Origin of the sequence: Pimelobacter sp. 30-1, from assembly GCF_018831735.1 — a bacterium.
GTDB lineage: Bacteria > Actinomycetota > Actinomycetes > Propionibacteriales > Nocardioidaceae > Nocardioides.
Genome location: NZ_NHTS01000001.1, coordinates 882,494 through 900,423 on the forward strand (window position 1 = coordinate 882,494; position 17,930 = coordinate 900,423).

Annotated in this window: 19 protein-coding genes; 6 read left to right on the plus strand and 13 right to left on the minus strand. The window is 73.3% G+C overall.

Annotated features, from left to right (window positions below; all coding sequences use genetic code 11):
• Nucleotides 1-22 precede the first annotated feature (22 nt).
• Nucleotides 23-1,078, plus strand: coding sequence for a hypothetical protein (locus CCO04_RS04165; protein ID WP_215812812.1), 1,056 nt, complete (start codon nt 23-25; stop codon nt 1,076-1,078).
• A gap of 12 nt (nt 1,079-1,090) precedes the next feature.
• Here CCO04_RS04165 and CCO04_RS04170 read toward each other — a convergent pair whose 3' ends face one another.
• The gene (locus CCO04_RS04170) at nt 1,091-2,287 is read right to left on the minus strand and encodes a pyridoxal phosphate-dependent aminotransferase (RefSeq protein WP_308281120.1); all 1,197 of its coding nucleotides are present in this window, start codon (nt 2,285-2,287) and stop codon (nt 1,091-1,093) included.
• A 56-nt stretch (nt 2,288-2,343) separates the two neighbouring features.
• Here CCO04_RS04170 and pyrE point away from each other — a divergent pair, with 56 nt between their 5' ends.
• The gene (gene pyrE, locus CCO04_RS04175; protein WP_215812813.1) at nt 2,344-2,889 is read left to right on the plus strand and encodes an orotate phosphoribosyltransferase; all 546 of its coding nucleotides are present in this window, start codon (nt 2,344-2,346) and stop codon (nt 2,887-2,889) included.
• Between the two features lie 43 nt (nt 2,890-2,932).
• Here the strand turns inward: pyrE and CCO04_RS04180 are convergent, their stop codons facing one another.
• Nucleotides 2,933-3,364: a VOC family protein gene (locus CCO04_RS04180; protein WP_215812814.1), complete on the minus strand. Its 432-nt coding sequence runs from the start codon at nt 3,362-3,364 to the stop codon at nt 2,933-2,935.
• Between the two features lie 62 nt (nt 3,365-3,426).
• A complete protein-coding gene (locus CCO04_RS04185; RefSeq protein WP_257752511.1) occupies nt 3,427-4,182 on the minus strand; it encodes a DedA family protein in 756 nt (251 codons plus the stop codon).
• Between the two features lie 85 nt (nt 4,183-4,267).
• Between CCO04_RS04185 and CCO04_RS04190 the strand changes: the two genes are divergently transcribed.
• Nucleotides 4,268-4,915 (plus strand): RNA methyltransferase, encoded by a 648-nt coding sequence (locus CCO04_RS04190; RefSeq protein ID WP_215812914.1) that lies wholly within the window; start codon nt 4,268-4,270, stop codon nt 4,913-4,915.
• Nucleotides 4,916-4,937: 22 nt separating this feature from the next.
• Here CCO04_RS04190 and CCO04_RS04195 read toward each other — a convergent pair whose 3' ends face one another.
• From CCO04_RS04195 to CCO04_RS04205, 3 genes are all read right to left on the minus strand, one after another.
• Entirely contained in the window at nt 4,938-5,585 is a 648-nt protein-coding gene (locus tag CCO04_RS04195) for a hypothetical protein (RefSeq protein ID WP_215812815.1), read from the minus strand.
• A gap of 184 nt (nt 5,586-5,769) precedes the next feature.
• Nucleotides 5,770-6,276: a SigE family RNA polymerase sigma factor gene (locus CCO04_RS04200; protein WP_215812816.1), complete on the minus strand. Its 507-nt coding sequence runs from the start codon at nt 6,274-6,276 to the stop codon at nt 5,770-5,772.
• Nucleotides 6,273-6,869 (minus strand): hypothetical protein, encoded by a 597-nt coding sequence (locus tag CCO04_RS04205; protein ID WP_215812817.1) that lies wholly within the window; start codon nt 6,867-6,869, stop codon nt 6,273-6,275. The genes CCO04_RS04200 and CCO04_RS04205 overlap by 4 nt, the downstream gene beginning before the upstream one ends.
• A gap of 192 nt (nt 6,870-7,061) precedes the next feature.
• Between CCO04_RS04205 and fbaA the strand changes: the two genes are divergently transcribed.
• Together fbaA and ilvA are read left to right on the plus strand one after the other, a co-directional pair.
• Complete coding sequence (fbaA, locus tag CCO04_RS04210; protein ID WP_215812818.1) at nt 7,062-8,093, plus strand: class II fructose-bisphosphate aldolase; 1,032 nt, start codon at nt 7,062-7,064, stop codon at nt 8,091-8,093.
• 2 nt (nt 8,094-8,095) lie between these two features.
• The gene (gene ilvA, locus CCO04_RS04215; RefSeq protein WP_308281121.1) at nt 8,096-9,391 is read left to right on the plus strand and encodes a threonine ammonia-lyase IlvA; all 1,296 of its coding nucleotides are present in this window, start codon (nt 8,096-8,098) and stop codon (nt 9,389-9,391) included.
• Here ilvA and CCO04_RS04220 read toward each other — a convergent pair.
• Both CCO04_RS04220 and CCO04_RS04225 read right to left on the minus strand, forming a co-directional pair.
• Entirely contained in the window at nt 9,388-9,801 is a 414-nt protein-coding gene (locus CCO04_RS04220) for a hypothetical protein (RefSeq protein WP_215812819.1), read from the minus strand. The two genes, ilvA and CCO04_RS04220, sit on opposite strands and share 4 nt — an antisense overlap.
• A gap of 13 nt (nt 9,802-9,814) precedes the next feature.
• On the minus strand, nt 9,815-11,311 hold the full coding sequence (locus tag CCO04_RS04225) for a DHA2 family efflux MFS transporter permease subunit (protein WP_308281122.1): 1,497 nt from the start codon (nt 11,309-11,311) through the stop codon (nt 9,815-9,817).
• A gap of 57 nt (nt 11,312-11,368) precedes the next feature.
• Between CCO04_RS04225 and CCO04_RS04230 the strand changes: the two genes are divergently transcribed.
• A complete protein-coding gene (locus tag CCO04_RS04230; RefSeq protein ID WP_215812821.1) occupies nt 11,369-11,794 on the plus strand; it encodes a DUF3151 domain-containing protein in 426 nt (141 codons plus the stop codon).
• Nucleotides 11,795-11,797: 3 nt separating this feature from the next.
• Here CCO04_RS04230 and CCO04_RS04235 read toward each other — a convergent pair whose 3' ends face one another.
• From CCO04_RS04235 to CCO04_RS04255, 5 genes are read right to left on the minus strand one after another with little or no spacing between them, the layout of a single operon-like run.
• On the minus strand, nt 11,798-12,703 hold the full coding sequence (locus CCO04_RS04235) for a hypothetical protein (RefSeq protein WP_215812822.1): 906 nt from the start codon (nt 12,701-12,703) through the stop codon (nt 11,798-11,800).
• Between the two features lie 28 nt (nt 12,704-12,731).
• Nucleotides 12,732-14,411, minus strand: coding sequence for a lysine--tRNA ligase (lysS, locus tag CCO04_RS04240; RefSeq protein WP_215812823.1), 1,680 nt, complete (start codon nt 14,409-14,411; stop codon nt 12,732-12,734).
• Between the two features lie 18 nt (nt 14,412-14,429).
• Entirely contained in the window at nt 14,430-15,329 is a 900-nt protein-coding gene (locus CCO04_RS04245; RefSeq protein ID WP_308281123.1) for a YegS/Rv2252/BmrU family lipid kinase, read from the minus strand.
• Nucleotides 15,292-17,160, minus strand: a complete 1,869-nt coding sequence (locus CCO04_RS04250; protein ID WP_215812824.1) for an FtsX-like permease family protein — start codon at nt 17,158-17,160, stop codon at nt 15,292-15,294. The genes CCO04_RS04245 and CCO04_RS04250 overlap by 38 nt, the downstream gene beginning before the upstream one ends.
• Nucleotides 17,160-17,903: an ABC transporter ATP-binding protein gene (locus tag CCO04_RS04255; RefSeq protein WP_215812825.1), complete on the minus strand. Its 744-nt coding sequence runs from the start codon at nt 17,901-17,903 to the stop codon at nt 17,160-17,162. The genes CCO04_RS04250 and CCO04_RS04255 overlap by 1 nt, the downstream gene beginning before the upstream one ends.
• Between the last annotated feature and the right edge of the window lie 27 nt (nt 17,904-17,930).

Sequence of the window (17,930 nt, forward strand, 5' to 3'; positions counted from 1 at the left end):
AGCCGTCTGGTGGAATGGGCCCATGACCAAGGAGGAGCCCCGGCCAGGACAGGCGACCCTCGCGGGAGCGCTGATCATCGGTGGCTCGGTCATCCTCGTGCTCGCTGCCTGGCAGCGGATCGCGACCCTGCGCACCCTCACGGTCCAGGAGAGCTTCGAGAAGGTCGTGCAGGACCCGCTCTTCACCGGGATGGGCTGGAGCGCGGACGACTTCTCGATGGCCGTGCGCGTGCTCTGCATCATCGGTGCGGCCGCCGCGACGGCCTCGGCCATCCTCGGCTTCCAGGTCTACAAGCGCTCGGCCAGCGCGCGCGTCGTGCTCACCGGCCTGGCCCCGTTCGTGTTCATCGGCGGCCTGGTCTCCGACGCCTTCCTGACGCCGATGGTGCTCGTCGGCGTCGCGCTGCTCTGGCTCCAGCCGACCCGCGACTGGTACGCCGGACGCCCCTGGGTCAAGCGCTACGAGGAGCGCCGCGCGGCGCGGCTCGGCACGCTCCGGCCGCCGGCCCCCTCGGCGCCGGCGTCGGTGCCGGCACCCGGTGCGGGCCCGGACTCCACGTCCGCGCCGGCACCGCGCCCGCTCACCGGACCCGCGCCGATCCCGCCGCGCCTCCCGGGCCAGCGTCGCCGTACCGCCGCCGAGCGCGGCCCCCGCCCGCCGGCCCTGCGCCTGGCCTGCGTGCTCACCTGGGCCAGCTCGGCGCTGGCGATCGTGGGCCTCGGCTTCGGCGCGACCTTCGCCCAGCGCCTGGGCGAGGAGATGTTCCGGCAGATGACGCAGCAGCAGCCCAAGATGCTCGAGGCCTACCAGCTGACCGAGTCCGAGCTGGTCGCCACGCTCTACCTGCTCTTCGTGGGCGGTGCGCTGTGGGCGGTCGGCGCGACCGTGCTCGCCGGCCTGGCCTACGTGGGTCACAACTGGGCGCGCATCGTCCTGGCCGTCTCGGGTGCGAGCGCCGCCGCGGTGGCGCTGTTCTTCGCGCTCGCGCTGTGGCCGCTGGTGGTCCTCGTCGGGATGCTCGGCGCCGCGACCTGGCTGCTCACCCGGCCCGAGGTCGGGCGCTGGTTCCTGCCCTGAGCCGCGGGGTGCTCAGGCGCGCAGGTCGGCGCCGGCCAGGCGTCGTACGGCCTCGGCGATGACCTCGGGCCGCTTGCAGAACGCCCACCGCACGAGGTGCCGCCCGCTGCCGGGCGCGTCCGGGTCGTCGTAGAAGACCTCGGAGGGGATCGCCACGACGCCCGCCCGCTCGGGCAGCGCACGGCAGAAGTCGCCACCGCTGGCCCAGCCGAGCGCGCTCACGTCGGTGGTCGCGAAGTAGGTCCCCTCGGGCACGTAGGTGGTCAGCCCGGCCGCGCGCAGCCCGGCGACCAGCTGGTCGCGCTGGGCCTCCAGGTCGCCGGCCAGCGCGGTCGGGAAGGCGTCGCCCGCGTCGAGCGCCGCCGCGACCGCCGGCTGCAGCGGCGCGCCCGAGGTGTAGGTCAGCCACTGCTTCGCGCCGACCACCGCCGCCACCAGGTCGGCCGGACCGGTCGCCCAGCCCACCTTCCAGCCGGTGACCGACCAGGACTTGCCGGCGCTGGAGAGGGTCAGCGTCCGCTCGGCCATCCCCGGCAGCGTCGCGAGCGGCACGTGCCGGCGCCCGTCGAAGGTCAGGTGCTCGTAGACCTCGTCGGTCACCACGACGAGGTCGTGCTCCCCGGCGACCCGCGCCACGGCGGCCAGCTCGGTCGCGTCGAGCACCCGGCCCGTCGGGTTGTGCGGGGTGTTGAGCAGGATCAGCCTGGTGCGGTCGGTGACCGCGGCGGCGAGCTCGTCGGGGTCGAGCCGGAAGTCGGGGGCGCGCAGGGTCACCGGGCGTCGTACGCCGCCGGCGTAGTCGATCATCGCCGTGTAGGAGTCGTAGTACGGCTCCAGCACCACGACCTCGTCGCCCGGGTCGACCAGACCCAGCAGCGCCCCGGCGATCGCCTCGGTACAGCCGGTCGTCACCGCGACCTGGGTGTCGGGGTCGAGCACGAGCCCGTAGCGCCGCTCCTGGTGCCGGGCGATCGCCTGACGCAGCGCGGGGACGCCGATGCCCGGCGCGTACTGGTTGGCGCCGCTGTGCAGCGCCGTGGCCGCCGCGTCGAGGAGCTCGGGCGGACCGTCGGTGTCGGGGAAGCCCTGACCGAGGTTGACCGCGCCGGTGCGCACGGCCAGCGCGGACATCTCGGCGAAGATCGTCTGGCCGGTGCCGGCGACCCGGGCGGCGACGCGGGCAGGGGTGGGCTCGACGGGCGGAGGCACGTCGCGACCCTATCCGGGATCAGCGGGCGGCAGCGTCCTCTCCTATCCTCAGGAGCGTGACGACCACCGACACCTCCCTCGCCGCCGACATCGACGCCACCTGCCGCCTGACGGGCGAGTTCACGCTCCGCTCGGGCCAGGTCAGCAACGAGTACTTCGACAAGTACCTCTTCGAGGCCGACCCGCTCCTGCTGGCGCGCGTCGCGCGCGAGGTGGCGCAGCTGCTGCCCGGGGACGCCGACCTGCTCGGCGGGCTCGAGATGGGCGGGATCCCGATCGCGACGGCGGTGAGCCAGCTGGTCGGGCTGCCGGTGGTGTTCGTGCGCAAGAAGGCCAAGGAGTACGGCACCGCCAAGCTCGCCGAGGGCCCGTCGTACGACGGCAAGCGGGTCGTGCTCATCGAGGACGTCATCACGACCGGCGGCGCGGTGCGCGACGCCACGAGCGCGCTGCGCGAGGGCGGCGCGATCGTCGAGACCGTGGTCTGCGCGATCGACCGCAGCCCGGGCGAGGCGAACCCGCTGGCCGACGTCGCGCTCGAGGTCCGCGCGGTGCTGACCAAGGCCGAGCTGGACGCGGCCCGGGCGGCCGCCCAGGCCTGAGGCCTGGACGGGCCCGGCGGGCCGGGTCGTCCTGCCGGGCGGGTCAGCCCTGCGGGGCGCCCGCGATGTTGACCAGCCACTGGACGCCGTAGCGGTCCTCGAGCATCCCGAAGCTGTCGCCCCAGGGCGCCTTCTCGAGCGGCTGGTGGATCGTCGCGCCCTCGGACAGGCCGTCCCACCAGGCGCGGAGGGTGGCCTCGTCCTCGGCCGGTCCGCTGATGCTGACCTGCTGCTGCTGGGGCTCACCGGGGACGTGCTGGGGGTGGTCGGCGCCCATGAGGAGCACCGAGTCGGAGACGGACAGGGCCGCGTGCATGACCCAGTCGACCTCCGCCTCGGCGACGCCCATCGCGGTACCGCCCATGTCGGCGAAGGTCATCACCTGGAGCTCGCCGCCGAGGACGGAGCGGTAGAACTCCATCGCCTCGCGGGCCTGGCCGCGCCAGTTGATGTAGGGGTTGAGGTTGATCGTCATGGTTGCTCCCGGTGGGTCGTGGTGGACTCGATGCCGGGAAAGACTGTCACCTCAGGATGAACTCATCGCTCCTCGGCGACGGAATTCTCGGGGGTGTTCTCGACGCCGTCGGCGAGCGTCTTGCGCTGCTTGGCGGCGGGCCGCTTGTGACGCCACCACTCCCACGCCAGCGGGATCGCGGAGAAGGCGAGGATGGCGAGCGTGACGTAGTCGATGTTCTCGCCCAGCGCCGGGATCGCGGCGCCGAGGAAGTAGCCGAGCAGGGTGATCGAGACGACCCACAGGACGGCGCCGATCGCGCTCCAGGTGAAGAAGCGGCGGCGGTCCATCAGGGTGACGCCGGCGACGACGGTGATGTAGGTCCGCACGAAGGGCACGAACCGGCCGATCACCAGTGCCTTGTTGCCGTGCTTGTCGAAGAAGGCCGAGGTGTTGTCGAAGTACTTCTTCTTGAGGATCCGGCCCTCGCGCTCGTAGAGCGGCGGACCGAGCTTGCGCCCGATCTCGTAGCCCGCGACATTGCCGGCGAAGGCGGCCACGACGAGCAGCGCCATCGCGATGATCAGCTCGACCGGCTCGTTGGAGATGCCCACGACGCTGTAGCCGGTCTTGTTGCTGCCGGCGATGAACAGCCCGAGCGCGAACAGCAGGGTGTCACCGGGGAGGAACGGGAAGAACAGCCCGCACTCCACGAACACGATGGCGATCGCGATCCAGATGAAGGTGGTGCCGTATTCGGACTGCAGCCACGAAGGATCGAGCCACTTGATGCCCAGCAGCATCGGCACCACGAGAGGGGTCGCCACCAGCGAGTTCACGACGCCACGCTACCGGCCGCGGCCCAACGGTGTGACGGATAGGGTGCGGTTCGTGGATCGGGAGGAGCGCGCGCCGTACGACCCGATGCCCCACGGACCCCCCGAGGTGGGCCTCGGACCGTGGCCCGGCGCCTGGCCCGAGGGCCCCGGCAGCGAGGTGTACGACGAGCAGCTGCTGCGCGAGGGCGACCGGCGCAACGTGGTCGACCGGTACCGGTACTGGAGCGTCGAGGCGATCGTCGCCGACCTCGACCGGCGTCGGCACGGCTTCCACGTGGCCATCGAGAACTGGCAGCACGACTTCAACATCGGGACCATCGTCCGCTCGGCCAACGCCTTCCTCGCCGCGGAGGTGCACATCGTGGGCAACCGCCGCTGGAACCGGCGCGGAGCCATGGTCACCGACCGCTACCAGCACGTCCGGCACCACCCGACCGTCGCCGAGCTCCACGCCTACCTGGCCGAGCAGGGCGTCCCGCTGCTCGGCATCGACAACCTGCCCGGGTCGGCCCACCTCGAGACGATGGACCTCCCCGCGCGGGTCTGCTTCCTCTTCGGGCAGGAGGGGCCGGGGCTCTCGGAGGCCGCCCGCGCGACGTGCGACGGGACCTTCTCGATCGCCCAGTTCGGCTCCACCCGCTCGATCAACGCCTCCGCCGCGGCCGCCATCGCGATGCACGCCTGGGTGCGCCAGCACGCGGACCTGAGCAGCGACGCGGCCTGGCGGGGCTAGGCGCTGCGCCGCCGGGGTCGGGTCAGATCGGCGTCCCGGTGTTGGTCCAGTAGCCACCGACCTCGACGTCGTCTCCCGGAAGGACATCGAAGATGACACAGTTCGGGCCGCTCGGCGCCGGGCTTCCGGAGACCACCAGCCCCGACGGCCCGGTCACCGGCGTGAAGCGCTGATAGGTCGGCGAGGCGCTGTTGCGGTCGAACTTGCCGTTGATGACGCCTTCCATGGTGAAGACACATCCTGTGCACGACACGACGAGCTTGACGTTGGTGAACCGTGCCGGCCACACGCCCCCGGTCGGGGCGGCCGTCAAAGCGAATCCCCAGGTCGTCGTGGCCGTGATGGTGCAGGAGCCGATGATCGGGTTGGTACATCCCGAGATGCTTGCGGTGGTCAGGTTCGCCACACTCGCCCCGTAGGCGGCGTTGGTGCCCGCCGGCACACTGACGGCACCAGCCCGGGTGAACGTCGTACAACTGATGGTCTGGGCGGTCGGGATGTCGGTGAAGGTGATCCCTGTGCCGACGAAGTTGACCGGCGCACCCGCAGGCGCGGTGGTCACCCACGCCCACGTCGGCGAGATGGTGGCCACCAACAGCGCGACGAGAGCAATCAACGTCGCCGCCATGGTTGCCGCGACCCTTCCCCACTTGATGCGAATGAGCCTCATGAGCTTGCTCCTCAGCGAGCGATTGCGGCCCTTGCGGTCCGCTCCGCCGAGGCCTCCTGCCTCAGCACGATGAACCTCGGCACAAGACCTGTCTACTCGAGTCAGTTGCCAGACCGAAGAACCCGGACGTACGTCCGGGCTGACGCCAGGAGCCGGGCGAGGGCCGGCACCGCGACCGGAGGTGTCAGGCGCTCTCGAACTCGGAGGGCTCCTCCAGGTAGCCGCGCAGCGCGGTCAGCCCCCGCGAGGTGTGGCTCTTGACCGTGCCCTCGGAGATGCCGAGCTCGGCCGCCGTCTCGGCCACCGACAGCCCCAGCCAGTGTCGCAGCAGGACCGTCGCCCGCTGCTGCACCGGCAGCTCCTGGAGCGCGGCGACCAGCGACGAGCGGTCCTCGACGCTCACCCCGGCCGGCGCCGCGACCTCGGGCAGCTCGTCGGTCGGCCGCTCCCGGCGTACGGCGCGGCGGGACTCGTCGATCGCCGCGTTGAGCAGGATCTTGCGGACGTAGGCCTCCTCGGTGCCGCTGCGCGCGACGCGCGGCCAGGCGACGTACAGGCGGACGAGGGCGGTCTGCACCAGGTCGTCGGCGCGGTGCCAGTCGCCGCACATGCTGTAGGCGATCCGGCGCAGCTGGTCGCGGCGGGTGGTGGCGAACTCGACGTACGCCGCCTCGCGCTCGGCGCGCCTCACCGGGCGGTCCCGGTGAACGCCAGGGTCTTCTGGTGGTCGAGCCAGCCGGTGAGGGTGTCGTAGCCGGACTTCGCCTCCGTCTCGGCCGCCCCGCCGCCGCCCTGCGAGGTCGGCTTCTCGCCCTTCTCGGCGGAGCGCCACAGCACGACCCACGTGGTCGTCGCGCCCTTGCGCAGCGCCAACCCCGTCGAGTCGGCGATCGTCCCGCCGCCGGCGGCGGGGCTCATCCCGGTCACCGGGTCCTCGACCCGCTCGACGACCTCCCACCCGCTGCGGACCAGGATCACGTCGTCGTCCTGGGGGTCGTAGCCCGCCGGCGACTCGTCGACCAACCGGTCCGTCGACGCGAGCCCCTCGTCGGAGACCCCCGCCGCGACCTGGACCGGGTCGGTGCCCTGCCCACCGGTGAACTGCGAGGTCACCGCCACGCCCGCGCCGCCCACGACCAGCGCCAGCGCCAGGGCCGCACCGCCCGCGGCGAGCCGGCGGCGTCGTACGGCGCGACGGCCGGCGCCGAGGGTGGTGGCGACGTCGAAGGTGGGCGCCGGCGGTGTGTGCAGCTCGGCGTCCAGCACGTCCTTGATGTCCTGCATGGTTCCTCCAGGGGGATGTATCGGTCGTCCGGACGGAGGCCGCCTGCTGCGCGCGCCTCGCGACGCTCGCGACGGCGGCCTCCGTCCGGACGACCTCGACTCACTCAACCAGGGATACGCAGGCCGACAGCGATCGGTTGTCACGGTAGGTTGATGTGGTCGTAACCGGACCCCGCGCAGGAGCCAGCCAGCATGCCCATCGCCACCCCTGAGAAGTACGCCGAGATGCTCGACGCCGCCAAGGCGGGTTCGTTCGCCTTCCCGGCCATCAACGTGACGTCCTCGCAGACCCTCAACGCGGCGCTCAAGGGCTTCGCCGACGCCGGCTCCGACGGCATCGTCCAGGTGTCGACCGGCGGTGCGGAGTACCTCTCCGGTCCGTCCGTCAAGGACATGGTGACCGGCTCGGTCGCCTTCGCCGCCTATGCCGCCGAGGTCGCCAAGAGCTACCCCGTCAACATCGCGCTGCACACCGACCACTGCCCCAAGGACAAGCTCGACGGCTTCGTCCGGCCGCTGCTGGCGATCTCCGCCGAGCGCGTCGCCCGGGGTGAGGCGCCGCTGTTCCAGTCGCACATGTGGGACGGCTCGGCCGTGCCGCTCGACGAGAACCTCCAGATCGCCGAGGAGCTGCTCGCCAAGGCGGCCGCGGCCAAGATCATCCTCGAGATCGAGGTCGGCGTGGTCGGCGGCGAGGAGGACGGCATCGTCGGCGCCATCGACGAGAAGCTCTACACCACCCCCGAGGACGCGCTGGCCACCGTGCGCGCACTCGGCATCGGGGACAAGGGCCGCTACCTGACCGCGCTGACCTTCGGCAACGTGCACGGCGTCTACAAGCCGGGCAACGTCAAGCTCCGTCCCGAGATCCTGCGCGACGCCCAGGCGGCCGTCGTCGCCGAGCTCGGCCTGCCGGCCGGCTCCAAGCCGTTCGACCTGGTCTTCCACGGCGGCTCCGGCTCGTCGGCCGAGGAGATCGCGGCGGCCGTCGACTTCGGCGTCGTGAAGATGAACGTCGACACCGACACCCAGTACGCCTTCACCCGGCCCGCCGCGGACCACATGTTCCGCAACTACGACGGCGTGCTCAAGATCGACGGCGAGGTCGGCGACAAGAAGGCCTACGACCCGCGCGCCTGGGGCAAGGCCGCCGAGGCCGGCATGGCCGCCCGCATCGTCGAGGCCAGCGAGAACCTGCGCTCGGCCGGCAAGACCGTCGGCTGACGGTGTCCGCGTCGCTTCCCACCGCCGCGGACGTCGACCGGGCGGCGGCGCTGCTGGGCTCGGTGATCCCGCCGACCCCGCTGCGGAGAGCCGACCGGCTCTCCGCGCTGACCGGGCTCGACATCTGGCTCAAGCGTGAGGACCTCACCCCGGTGCGGTCCTACAAGGCCCGCGGCGCCTACACGGTCCTCGCCGGGCTCTCCGCGGACGAGCGCTCGCGCGGGGTGACCTGCGCCAGCGCCGGCAACCACGCCCAGGGCGTCGCCTTCGCCTGCGCCCGGGCCGGCGTCCACGCCACGATCTTCCTGCCCCGCACCACGCCCCGGCAGAAGCGCGACCGCGTCGCCGCGCTCGGCGGCGACCAGGTCGAGGTCGTCATCGCCGGCGAGGCGTACGACGACGCGGCCGTCGCCGCGGCCGACTTCGCCGCGGCCTCGGGGGCGAGCGTCGTACCGGCGTTCGACCACCCGGGCATCGTCGCCGGCCAGGGCACCGTCGCCGCCGAGATCCTCGCCCAGTCGGCCGAGCTCGGCTGGCAGCCCGACGCCCTCGTCCTCCCGGTCGGCGGGGCCGGCCTCGTCGCCGGCTGCCTCACCGTCCTCGCCGAGCGGCTCCCCGGCGTCCGCGTCGTCGCCGCCGAGCCCTCCGGCGCCGCCTCCCTCGCGGCCGCCCTCGACGCCGGCGGCCCCGTCGAGCTCGACGGCGTCGACCCCTTCGTCGACGGCGCCGCCGTCCGCCGGGTCGGCGACCTGACCTATGCGGCCGTCGCGGCCGCCCGCGCGTCCGTCGACCTGACCGTCGCCGCCGTCCCCGAGGGCCTGATCTGCGTCGAGATGCTCGACCTCTACCAGGTCGACGGCATCATCGCCGAGCCTGCCGGCGCCCTAGCCCCGGCCGCCCTGCGCGTCGACGGCGGCCTGCCCGGCCTCGCCGACCTGGCCCCCGGCAGCCGCGTCGTCGTCGTGGTCTCCGGCGGCAACAACGACGTCTCGCGCTATGCCGACATCGTCGAGCGCGCGCTCGTCCACGAGGGGCTCAAGCACTACTTCCTCATCGAGTTCCCGCAGGAGCCCGGCGCGCTGCGCCGCTTCCTCGACGACGTCCTCGGGCCCGACGACGACATCACGCTGTTCGAGTACACCAAGCGCAACAACCGCGAGACCGGTCCGGCGCTGGTCGGCATCGAGATGCAGTCGCGCGGCGACCTCGACTGGCTGCTCGCCCGGATGGCGGACTCGCGGCTGCGGGTCGAGATCGTGCCGCCGGACAGCCCGCTGTTCGGGTTCGTGCTGTCCTAGGAGTCCTCGGGGTCGTCGTCGCCCGCCTCGACGTTCGCCTGGTGCAAGAACAGCACCAGCATCGCAACACCGCCGGTGAACCCCGCCAGCGCGAAGTAGAAGTCGCCCCGCGCCTGGGCCACCTTGATCAGCAGGACGAACACGCCGGCGCCTGCCGTGGCGACCCACGTGCCGTGCCGGGATGCCACGTTCCAGGACTCGCGGCGCGAGCTCAGCCACGCGAGGCCGCCGCCGACGATGGTCGCGGAGAGCTGCAGCGGCCACAGCCACCGCGTCACCCCGGCTTCGTCCGCGAGCACGACGGTCATCAGGAAGGTGAGCACGACGATGACGACGGCCCCCACGATCCGGGCCGACCATCGGTGGCTGGTCGTCGGGGGAGGCTGGTCGTGCTGGGGAGGCGGCGGCACGCGCTGGATCCTGTCAGGTCCCGGCCGCGCTCCGCTCGCCGAAGCCCGCGTGCTGCGGCCGCTCGTAGAACATCACGGCGACCAGCCCGACGGCGTACATCGCCGCGGGCAGCCACATCGACTGCTGCATGGCCTTGCTGAACAGGTCCGCGGCGTGCGGGTCGGCGATCTGGGCCGCGCCGGCGTCGCCGTGGGCGGCGGCGCCGGGGAGGTAGTGGGCCAGCCGCCCGTCCATCAGTACGGCGATCGCGGCCGCGCCGAGCACCGAGCCGACCTGGCGGGTGGCGTTGTAGATGCCGGCTCCGGCTCCGGCCAGGCGTATCGGGAGGTTGCGGTTGGCGGTGGTCGCGGTCGGCGCCCAGATGAAGGCGTTGCCGACGCCGATCAGGGCCATCGGGATCGCGAGCTCCCAGACGGCGACGCCCGGGGCCAGGCGCCAGATGAGGAGCAGGAAGCCGACCAGGCTGACGCCGAAGCCGAAGCCGAGGACCTTGCGCGGGTGCAGCCGGTCGGAGAGCGAGCCGACCAGGCGGGCCAGGAAGATCGACATGACGGCCATCGGCAGCATGAGCAGCGCGGCCTGGGTGGGGGAGTAGCCGCGCACGGCCTGGGCGTAGAGCATCAGCGGGAAGCCGAACGACGCGGCGATCGCGCCCATGCAGGTGATCGCGACGTTGGAGACGGCGAAGTTGCGGTCGGCGAACAGGCTGAGGGGGACCAGGGGCTCGGTGCGGTTGAGCCGCTGCCAGACGAGGAACAGCACGAGCAGCACGACGCCGCCGGCGATCATCGCGATGATCCAGCCCGCCCAGTCCTTCTGGTGGCCCTCCTGGATGCCGAAGCAGAGCAGGAACATCGCCCCGCCCGAGAGCACGACGCCGATCCAGTCGAAGTGGTGCTGGTGGGTGGGCAGCGCGGGGACGTAGCGCAGCGCGAGGGCGAAGGCGAGGACGCCGACGGGGATGTTGACGAAGAAGATCCACTCCCAGCCGAGCCCGTCGGTCAGCACCCCGCCGAGGATCGGCCCGACGACGAGCGCGACGCCGGCCGTCGCGCCCCACACCGCCATCGCCCGGCCGCGCTCGGCGGCAGGGAAGATCCGGGTGATGATCGCCATCGTCTGGGGCGTCATCATCGAGGCGCCGAGGCCCTGGACGACGCGCGCCACGATGAGTCCCTCGACGGTCGTGGTCAGGCCGCACCACAGGGAGGCGAGCGTGAAGACCGTGAGGCCGCCCAGGTAGAGGTACTTCGCGCCGAACCGGTCGCCGAGGCGTCCGGTGATGAGCACCGGGACGGCGTACGCCAGCATGTAGGCGCTGGAGACCCAGACGACGTCGTTGACCGAGGCGTCGAGCTCTTCGATGATCGTCGGCGTCGCGACGGTGACGATGGTCAGGTCGACCAGGATCATGAAGAAGCCGATGACGAGCGCCCACAGCGCGGGCCAGGGGTTGGCGACCTGACCTGTCGGGGTCGAGGCAGGCGTGGTGGGAGCGCTCCGAGTCACGAGTCCAGTGAACACCCGCCCGCCGACACCGCTTCGGGTGCGGGCCAGAATGAACACATGAGCCTCACCCCCGGTGCCGACCTGATGGCCGGCCCTCCGCCCACCCACCTCCCCGTCGACCCCGCTGCCGAGCTGCTCGCGGCCGGCGAGACCCCCGCGGCCGTCGTACGGCGGCTGCCGGCCTCGCCGCTGGCCTGGGCGACCCTCGCCGAGCAGGCCCGCGACGGCGGTGCCGACGACGTGACGGTCTACGCCTACGCGCGCGTCGGCTACCACCGCTCGCTCGACACGCTGCGCCGCAACGGCTGGAAGGGCCACGGCCTGGTCCCGTGGGAGCACGAGCCCAACCGCGGCTTCCTGCGCGCCCTCGGCCTGCTGGCCATCGCCGCGCGCGCGATCGGCGAGACCGACGAGTGGGAGCGCTGCTCGTCGTTCCTGCGCGACTCCAGCCCGACGGCGTACGACGAGCTGCTCGGCAGCTAGCGGCTAGGCCTCCAGCGCGGTCCACTTCCACCACGGGTAGTGGTACTCGCCCTCCTCGACGTCCCACCGCTGCCCGCAGCCGGTGCACGCGCAGAGGTGCCGCGGCCGGTCGGGCCGTCCGTTGACGAGGACCGGGACGACCTCCTCGATGCGGACGTGCCCGGCGGCCTCTTCCTTGGCCGGTTGGTAGAAGGAGTGCCCGGGATAGGCCGCGCACAGGCAGCGCCCCTCCTCGAAGAGCCGGATCCGGTCGAGGGCGTGGGCGAGGTGGCTGTCGTTGCTCACCAGCGCGCCGCCGAGCCCGAGGTCCTCGGTGGCGCTGTCGATGCGGACGCGTGCCGCCGCCAGCGGCCGGAGCACGTCGGGGTCACGGGTCCGCAGGACCTCCCACACCGCGCTCAGCACCCGGCGCTCCTCGCGGGAGAGGAGGTCGGCGACGAGCGGGGAGTCGATCACCTCCTGCTCCGCCGGGCTCGGCCCCTCGAGCCACTGCGCCGGCAGCACGAGGACGACGGCCGCGGCGCCGTTGTCGACCAGCAGCACCGCGTCGTCGCCGTGCTTCCACCAGGGGGCGGTGTCGACCCCCATCGACCGGAGGGCGGCGGCCGGGGCGATCCGGGGGTCGCTCGCCTCCCGGTCGGTGTAGAGCCTCGCGTCGAAGCGGTAGCGGACGATCCAGTGCTGGTCGGCCAGCCGGACCAGCGGCGCGGTCAGCTCGCGCAGCCGCGCGGGGTCGGCGGTCGCGCCGATCCCGAGGACGTGCGCGATATCGCCGGTCTCGCCCTCGCACCCGTCGATCTCCCAGGGGATCCAGGTGCCGCCGTTCTCGGGCCACGGCAGGCCGGACATCTGCTCGATCACGTCGATCAGGCCGGCCGCGGTGACCGGGACGAGGAAGTCGTCGATCATGGGCTGCCCCTACCCCGGGGTGCCGGCTCTATGCCGGGGGCGTCAGCAGCCTGCGCACGTCGTCGACCCCCAGCGCCGCGAACAGCGTGGGCAGCCGCGGGCCGCGCTCGGCGGCGACGAGGAGCTCGTAGAGCAACTTGAAGAACGCCTTCTGGTCGGCCTTGACCTCGTCGGTCGGCGCGTCCTCGGCGGCGAGCCCGCGGGCGACCTTGGGGACGCCGTAGATCAGCGTGGTCAGCGCCTCGGTGTCGAAGGACTCCGGGAGGCCGTCGAGCAGCAGGCCCAGCCAGCGCGCCTCGGCCTCGTCGAGCGCGGCGAGGCGGGCGGTGTCGGGGGCCTCGCGGACCGTCGTACGGTCCTCGGGGTCGACGTAGTCGGTGATCCAGGTGGCGGCCTTCTCGAGCCGCGGGGCCAGGTCGGCCTCGGTCGCGCCGACGGTGGCGGCGGTGATCTCGCGGGACCCGGCGGTGACGTCGGCGACCGACGACAGCATCCGGAACGGTACGACGACCGCCGGCGTCGGCAGCGTGCCCGCGGTCGAGGTCGCGGACGCCCGCTCCCAGGCGAGCACCGCGGCGTCGCGCTTCTCGGGGATCGCGGCCTTCTTGGTCAGCGCGTCCCACTCGTCGTACAGGCGCAGCACCTCCTGGCCGAAGTCGACGTTGAAGGCCTGCTTGGGCTGGCGGCGCACGTAGAGCCAGCGCAGGATCGGCGCCTCGAGGATGCGCAGCGCCTCGGCCGCGGTGGGCACCCCGCCCTTGGACGAGGACATCTTGGGCATGCCGGCCACGCCGACGAACGAGTAGCCGACGAACGACGGCGCGGAGCCGCCGAAGACGGGGGCGACGATCGCCTTGCCGACGGTGTAGGACGACCCGGGGCTCGCGTGGTCGACGCCGCCGGGCTCGAAGTGCACGCCCTCGTAGGTCCAGCGCATCGGCCAGTCGACCTTCCAGACGAGCTTGCCCTCGTTCTGGGTCGCCACGTTGGTGACGTAGGAGTCGCCGCACACGTCGCAGGTGTAGGCCAGGTCGGTCGTCTCGTCGTCGTACGACGTGAGGGTGACGGTGTCGCGACCGCAGCCGCGGCAGTAGGGCTTGTAGGGGAACCGGGCGAGGTCGCCCTCGGTGGAGCCCTCGTCGTCGGCGGGCGCGTCGTCGGTCTTCTTGGTACGGAACTGCGCCATGACCGACTCGATCTCGCCGCGCTTGCGGATGGCGGTGAGCACCTGGTCGCGGTAGGCGCCCGAGGTGTACATCTCGGTCTGGTCCACCTCGACCATCTCGCAGCCCATCTCGACGAGCGCGGCCCGCAGCGGCGCCTTGTAGCGCTCGCCCCAGCTCGCGAACTCGCCGGTCGGGTCGGGGACGGCGGACAGCGGGCGGCCGATGTGCTCGCTCCACGACGGGTCGACGCCGGCGGGGACCTTGCGGAACCGGTCGTAGTCGTCCCAGCTGTGCAGGTGCCGGACGTTGATGCCGCGGCGGCGGATCTCCTCGGCGACGAAGTGCACGGTGAGGAACTCACGCAGGTTGCCGAGGTGGATCGGGCCCGAGGGGCTGATGCCGGACGCGCACGTGACGAGCTCGGGCAGCGTCCCGCCGTTGACGGACTCGGCGTGCCGGAGCGCCAGGTCGGCGGTCCGGGTCACCCAGTCGCTGGGGGCCTGCTGCTGGTCGCCCTGCTGGTTGCGCTGTCCTCGTGCCACGGGCCCAAGCCTAGGGTTCTACCTGCCCGGCACCACCATCGAGTACGCCGCCGGCAGCACCCGCCAGGTCCGGGACCGTACCGGCCCGTCGATCTCGCCGTCGCTGTTGCAGTCGAAGGCCGCGCCGCTGACCCGGACGGTCCGGCCGCGGACGATCGCCGCGTCGGAGTGCTCCGCGTGGCGGCCGAACGGCAGCCGCAGCACGTAGCCGAGCCGGGCCAAGGGGGAGACGGGGGTCGCGACGAGGACGTCGACCAGGCCGTCGTGGGGGTCCGCTTCCGGGGTGAGCTCGGTGCCGCCGCCGACCGAGGCGCCGTTGCCGACCGCGACCATGAGCACCGGGCGGTCGACGTCCACCACGACGGTGTCGTCGACCTCGACCCGCAGGCGCAGGCTCGGCGGGTTGAGTGCGGTCTGCACGGCGCCGATCGGGTAGCCGACCTTGCCGAGCCGCTCCTTCCAGCGGGCGCCGCGCTTGCCGGCCTCGGCGCCGGCGCCGAGGTGGACGCTGTTGACGGTGACGGCCTCGTCCTCGTCGACGACGAGGTCGGTCGGCCGGGTGGTCCCGGCGACGACGACCGCGGCCGCCTCGGCCGGGTCGAGGGGGAGGCCGAGGGTGCGGGCGAAGTCGTTGCCGGTGCCGAGCGGGATCAGCCCGAGCGTGCGGCCGGTGAGGTCGCCGCGGGTGTGGAGCGCCTGGACGACGGCGTGGATGCTGCCGTCGCCGCCGGCCACGACGACCCGGCGCTCGCCCGCCTCGGCCAGCACGTCGGCGAGCTCGTCGGGGCTGGACGTGGCCCGCACCTCGACGTCGGCGCCGGCCGGTGCGCGGAGCACGGCGAGCGCGGCCTCGACCGCCTCCTGGTCCGCCGTCCCGGCGTCACCGTTGGTGATCAGCAACAGCGGAGGGGTGGCCACGCAGCCACGATACGGGCAGCACCGCGGCCACGACCGTCACCACCGCGCAGGCGACGGCGATGGCGAGCAGGCTGCCCCACGGCACCGTCAGCGGTACGTCGTCCAGCCCGGCCGTCATCGGCGCCCGGAGCAGTGCGGCGACGGTCACCGTGACCGCCGAGCCGAGCAGGAGCGCGGCGCCGGCGACCATCGCGGACTCGGCGAGCACCATCCGGCGTACCTGGGCCGCGGTCGCGCCGACGAGCCGGGTCACCGAGAACTCCCGGCGGCGCTGCAGGGTGCCCATGAGCAGGGTGTTGGCGATCGCGATGCCGGCGTAGAGCCCGGTGGGACCGAGGATCGCGATGAGGCCGACCTGGTTCTGGTCGCGCTGGGCCCGGTCCACGCGGGCGATCCACTGCTCGGCGGTGAGCACGTCGCCGGTGCCCCGGTCCCGGAGCGCCGTGCGCAGCCCGGCGGCGTCGACGCCCGGCGCGGGCAGCACGAACCAGGTGCCGGTCGGCTTCGCGCCGTGGGCGCGGGCGAGCCGGCGGGGGAGCAGGACGTCCTCGTGCAGGGTCGCCGCGTCCTCGACGATCGCGACCACGCGCAGCCGCATCCGCGCGCCGTCGGGGAAGCGCACCCGCACCTGCGAGCCGAGCCCGAAGCCGGCGTCGAAGACCGCGGAGCGGCTGATCGCCATCGTCCGGCCGGTCAGCCGGTCGAGGTCGCCCTCGTGGGTGCGCAGGCCGCGGGTGGCGACGGCGGTCCCGGGGTCGATGCCCTCGGCGGTCCAGTCGCTCGCCGCCTCGCCCCCGGTCGCGAGGGCGACGGCGTTGCGGCCGTCGACGACACCCGCCTCGGGTGCGCGGGGGGCGCGCTGGGTGTCGGTGACGACGACGGGGGCGGCGAGCTGCTGGCGGGTGATGCCCTGGTCCCAGTCGGCGGCGAAGCTGAGGCTGAGGATCAGGGAGCCCGCGATCGCGGAGATCGCCAGCACCGGCGCCGCCAGCGAGGTCGTACGACGGGCCTGGTTGCCGACGTTCTCGCGGGCCAGCCCGAGCACCGGGTGCTCCCGGAAGGGCAGCGTCAGCACGCGCACCAGCAGCGGGAGCAGCACCGGGCCCCAGCAGACCAGCCCGACCACGACCAGCTCGGGCACGAAGATCGACAGCATCAGCGCCAGCAGCGGGTCGCCCGCGCGGATCCCGACGAGCATGGCGGCGGCGCCCACGAGGCAGAGCGTGCCGACGATGCCGCGGACCACGCCGACCCGGCGGCCCGTGTCGGTGGCCTCGCGCAGGGCCTGGGCCGGCGCCACCTTGGCGGCCCGGCGGGACGCCGCCCACGCGCCGAGCAGCGCGACGACGACGCCGCAGCCGGCCGAGATCGCCAGGGGGAGCAGGTTCCAGGTGAGCGGCACCCGCTCGGGCGTCACGTCCTGGGCGGCGAGGAGGACGGCGAGCGCCAGCGCGACGAGCTGGCCCAGCGCCGCGCCCGCGACCGCGGCCAGCACGGCGACGACGAGGGCCTCGACGCGGACCTGGCGGCGTACCTGGCGGGGGGTGGCGCCGACGAGGCGCAGCAGGCCGAGCTCGCGGCGCCGCGCGGTGACGGTGAACCCGAAGGTGCTCGACACGACGAAGATCGCCATGAACCCGGCGAAGCCGGCCACCACGCCGAGCAGCGAGAGCGTGTCCTGGACCTCCGGTCCCTGGTCGCCGATCGAGATCGTCAGCACGACGACCCCGGCGATCAGCGCGACGCCGAGCGCGACCGCGACGAACGAGCCGGCGTAGAGCGCCCGGTGCTCGCGCACGGAGGCGAGACCGAGGCGGATCGTGGCCAGCATCAGCGCTCCAGCTCGCTCATGGCGGCGGCGATCTGGGCGGCGGTGCCGCGGGCGAGGTGCCCGACGACGAGGCCGTCCTCGAGGAACAGCACGCTGTCGGCGTACGACGCCGCGACGGGGTCGTGGGTCACCATCACCACGGTCAGGCCCTCGGTGTCGACGGTCGAGCGGAGCAGCTCGAGCACTTGGCGGCCGGTGGTCCGGTCGAGCGCGCCGGTCGGCTCGTCGGCGTACACGACCTGGGGGCGGGTCACCAGCGCCCGCGCGATCGCGACCCGCTGCTGCTGGCCGCCGGAGAGCTCGGCGGGACGCCGGCGCTGCTGGGTCTCCAGCCCGACCCGGGTCAGCGCCGCCGCGACCTCCCCGCGCGCCGGACGCCGGCCGGCAAGCCGGGCCGGGAGCGCGACGTTGTCGTGCGCGGTGAGCGCGGGCAGCAGGTTGTAGGCCTGGAACACGAAGCCCATCGCGTCCCGCCGCAGCCGGGTCAGCGCGGCCTCCGAGAGCCGCCCGAGGTCGTGACCGGCGACGAGGACCCGTCCCGACGTCGGCCGGTCGAGCCCGGCGGCGCACTGCAGGAGCGTCGACTTGCCGGAGCCGGACGGACCCATGATCGCGGTGAAGCTCCCGGGGGCGAAGGCGTGCGTGACGCCCCGGAGCGCGTCGACGCGGCCGGCGCGGGAGCCGTAGCTGCGCGCGACGCCGTCGAGGACGATCGCGGGCGGGGCGAGGGTCGCTGTGGTCATGCATCGAGCGTCGTCGCCGCGAGGCCC

What these genes read in the sequence shown, in the direction of transcription:
- CCO04_RS04195 (WP_215812815.1), bottom strand. Translation starts at nt 5,585, where the DNA reads ATGAGGCTCATTCGCATCAAGTGGGGAAGGGTCGCGGCAACCATGGCG.
- CCO04_RS04205 (WP_215812817.1), bottom strand. Translation starts at nt 6,869, where the DNA reads ATGCAGGACATCAAGGACGTGCTGGACGCCGAGCTGCACACACCGCCG.
- fbaA (WP_215812818.1), top strand. Translation starts at nt 7,062, where the DNA reads ATGCCCATCGCCACCCCTGAGAAGTACGCCGAGATGCTCGACGCCGCC.
- CCO04_RS04180 (WP_215812814.1), bottom strand. Translation starts at nt 3,364, where the DNA reads ATGACGATCAACCTCAACCCCTACATCAACTGGCGCGGCCAGGCCCGC.
- CCO04_RS04190 (WP_215812914.1), top strand. Translation starts at nt 4,268, where the DNA reads ATGCCCCACGGACCCCCCGAGGTGGGCCTCGGACCGTGGCCCGGCGCC.
- CCO04_RS04165 (WP_215812812.1), top strand. Translation starts at nt 23, where the DNA reads ATGACCAAGGAGGAGCCCCGGCCAGGACAGGCGACCCTCGCGGGAGCG.
- CCO04_RS04230 (WP_215812821.1), top strand. Translation starts at nt 11,369, where the DNA reads ATGAGCCTCACCCCCGGTGCCGACCTGATGGCCGGCCCTCCGCCCACC.
- CCO04_RS04255 (WP_215812825.1), bottom strand. Translation starts at nt 17,903, where the DNA reads ATGACCACAGCGACCCTCGCCCCGCCCGCGATCGTCCTCGACGGCGTC.
- CCO04_RS04250 (WP_215812824.1), bottom strand. Translation starts at nt 17,160, where the DNA reads ATGCTGGCCACGATCCGCCTCGGTCTCGCCTCCGTGCGCGAGCACCGG.
- CCO04_RS04235 (WP_215812822.1), bottom strand. Translation starts at nt 12,703, where the DNA reads ATGATCGACGACTTCCTCGTCCCGGTCACCGCGGCCGGCCTGATCGAC.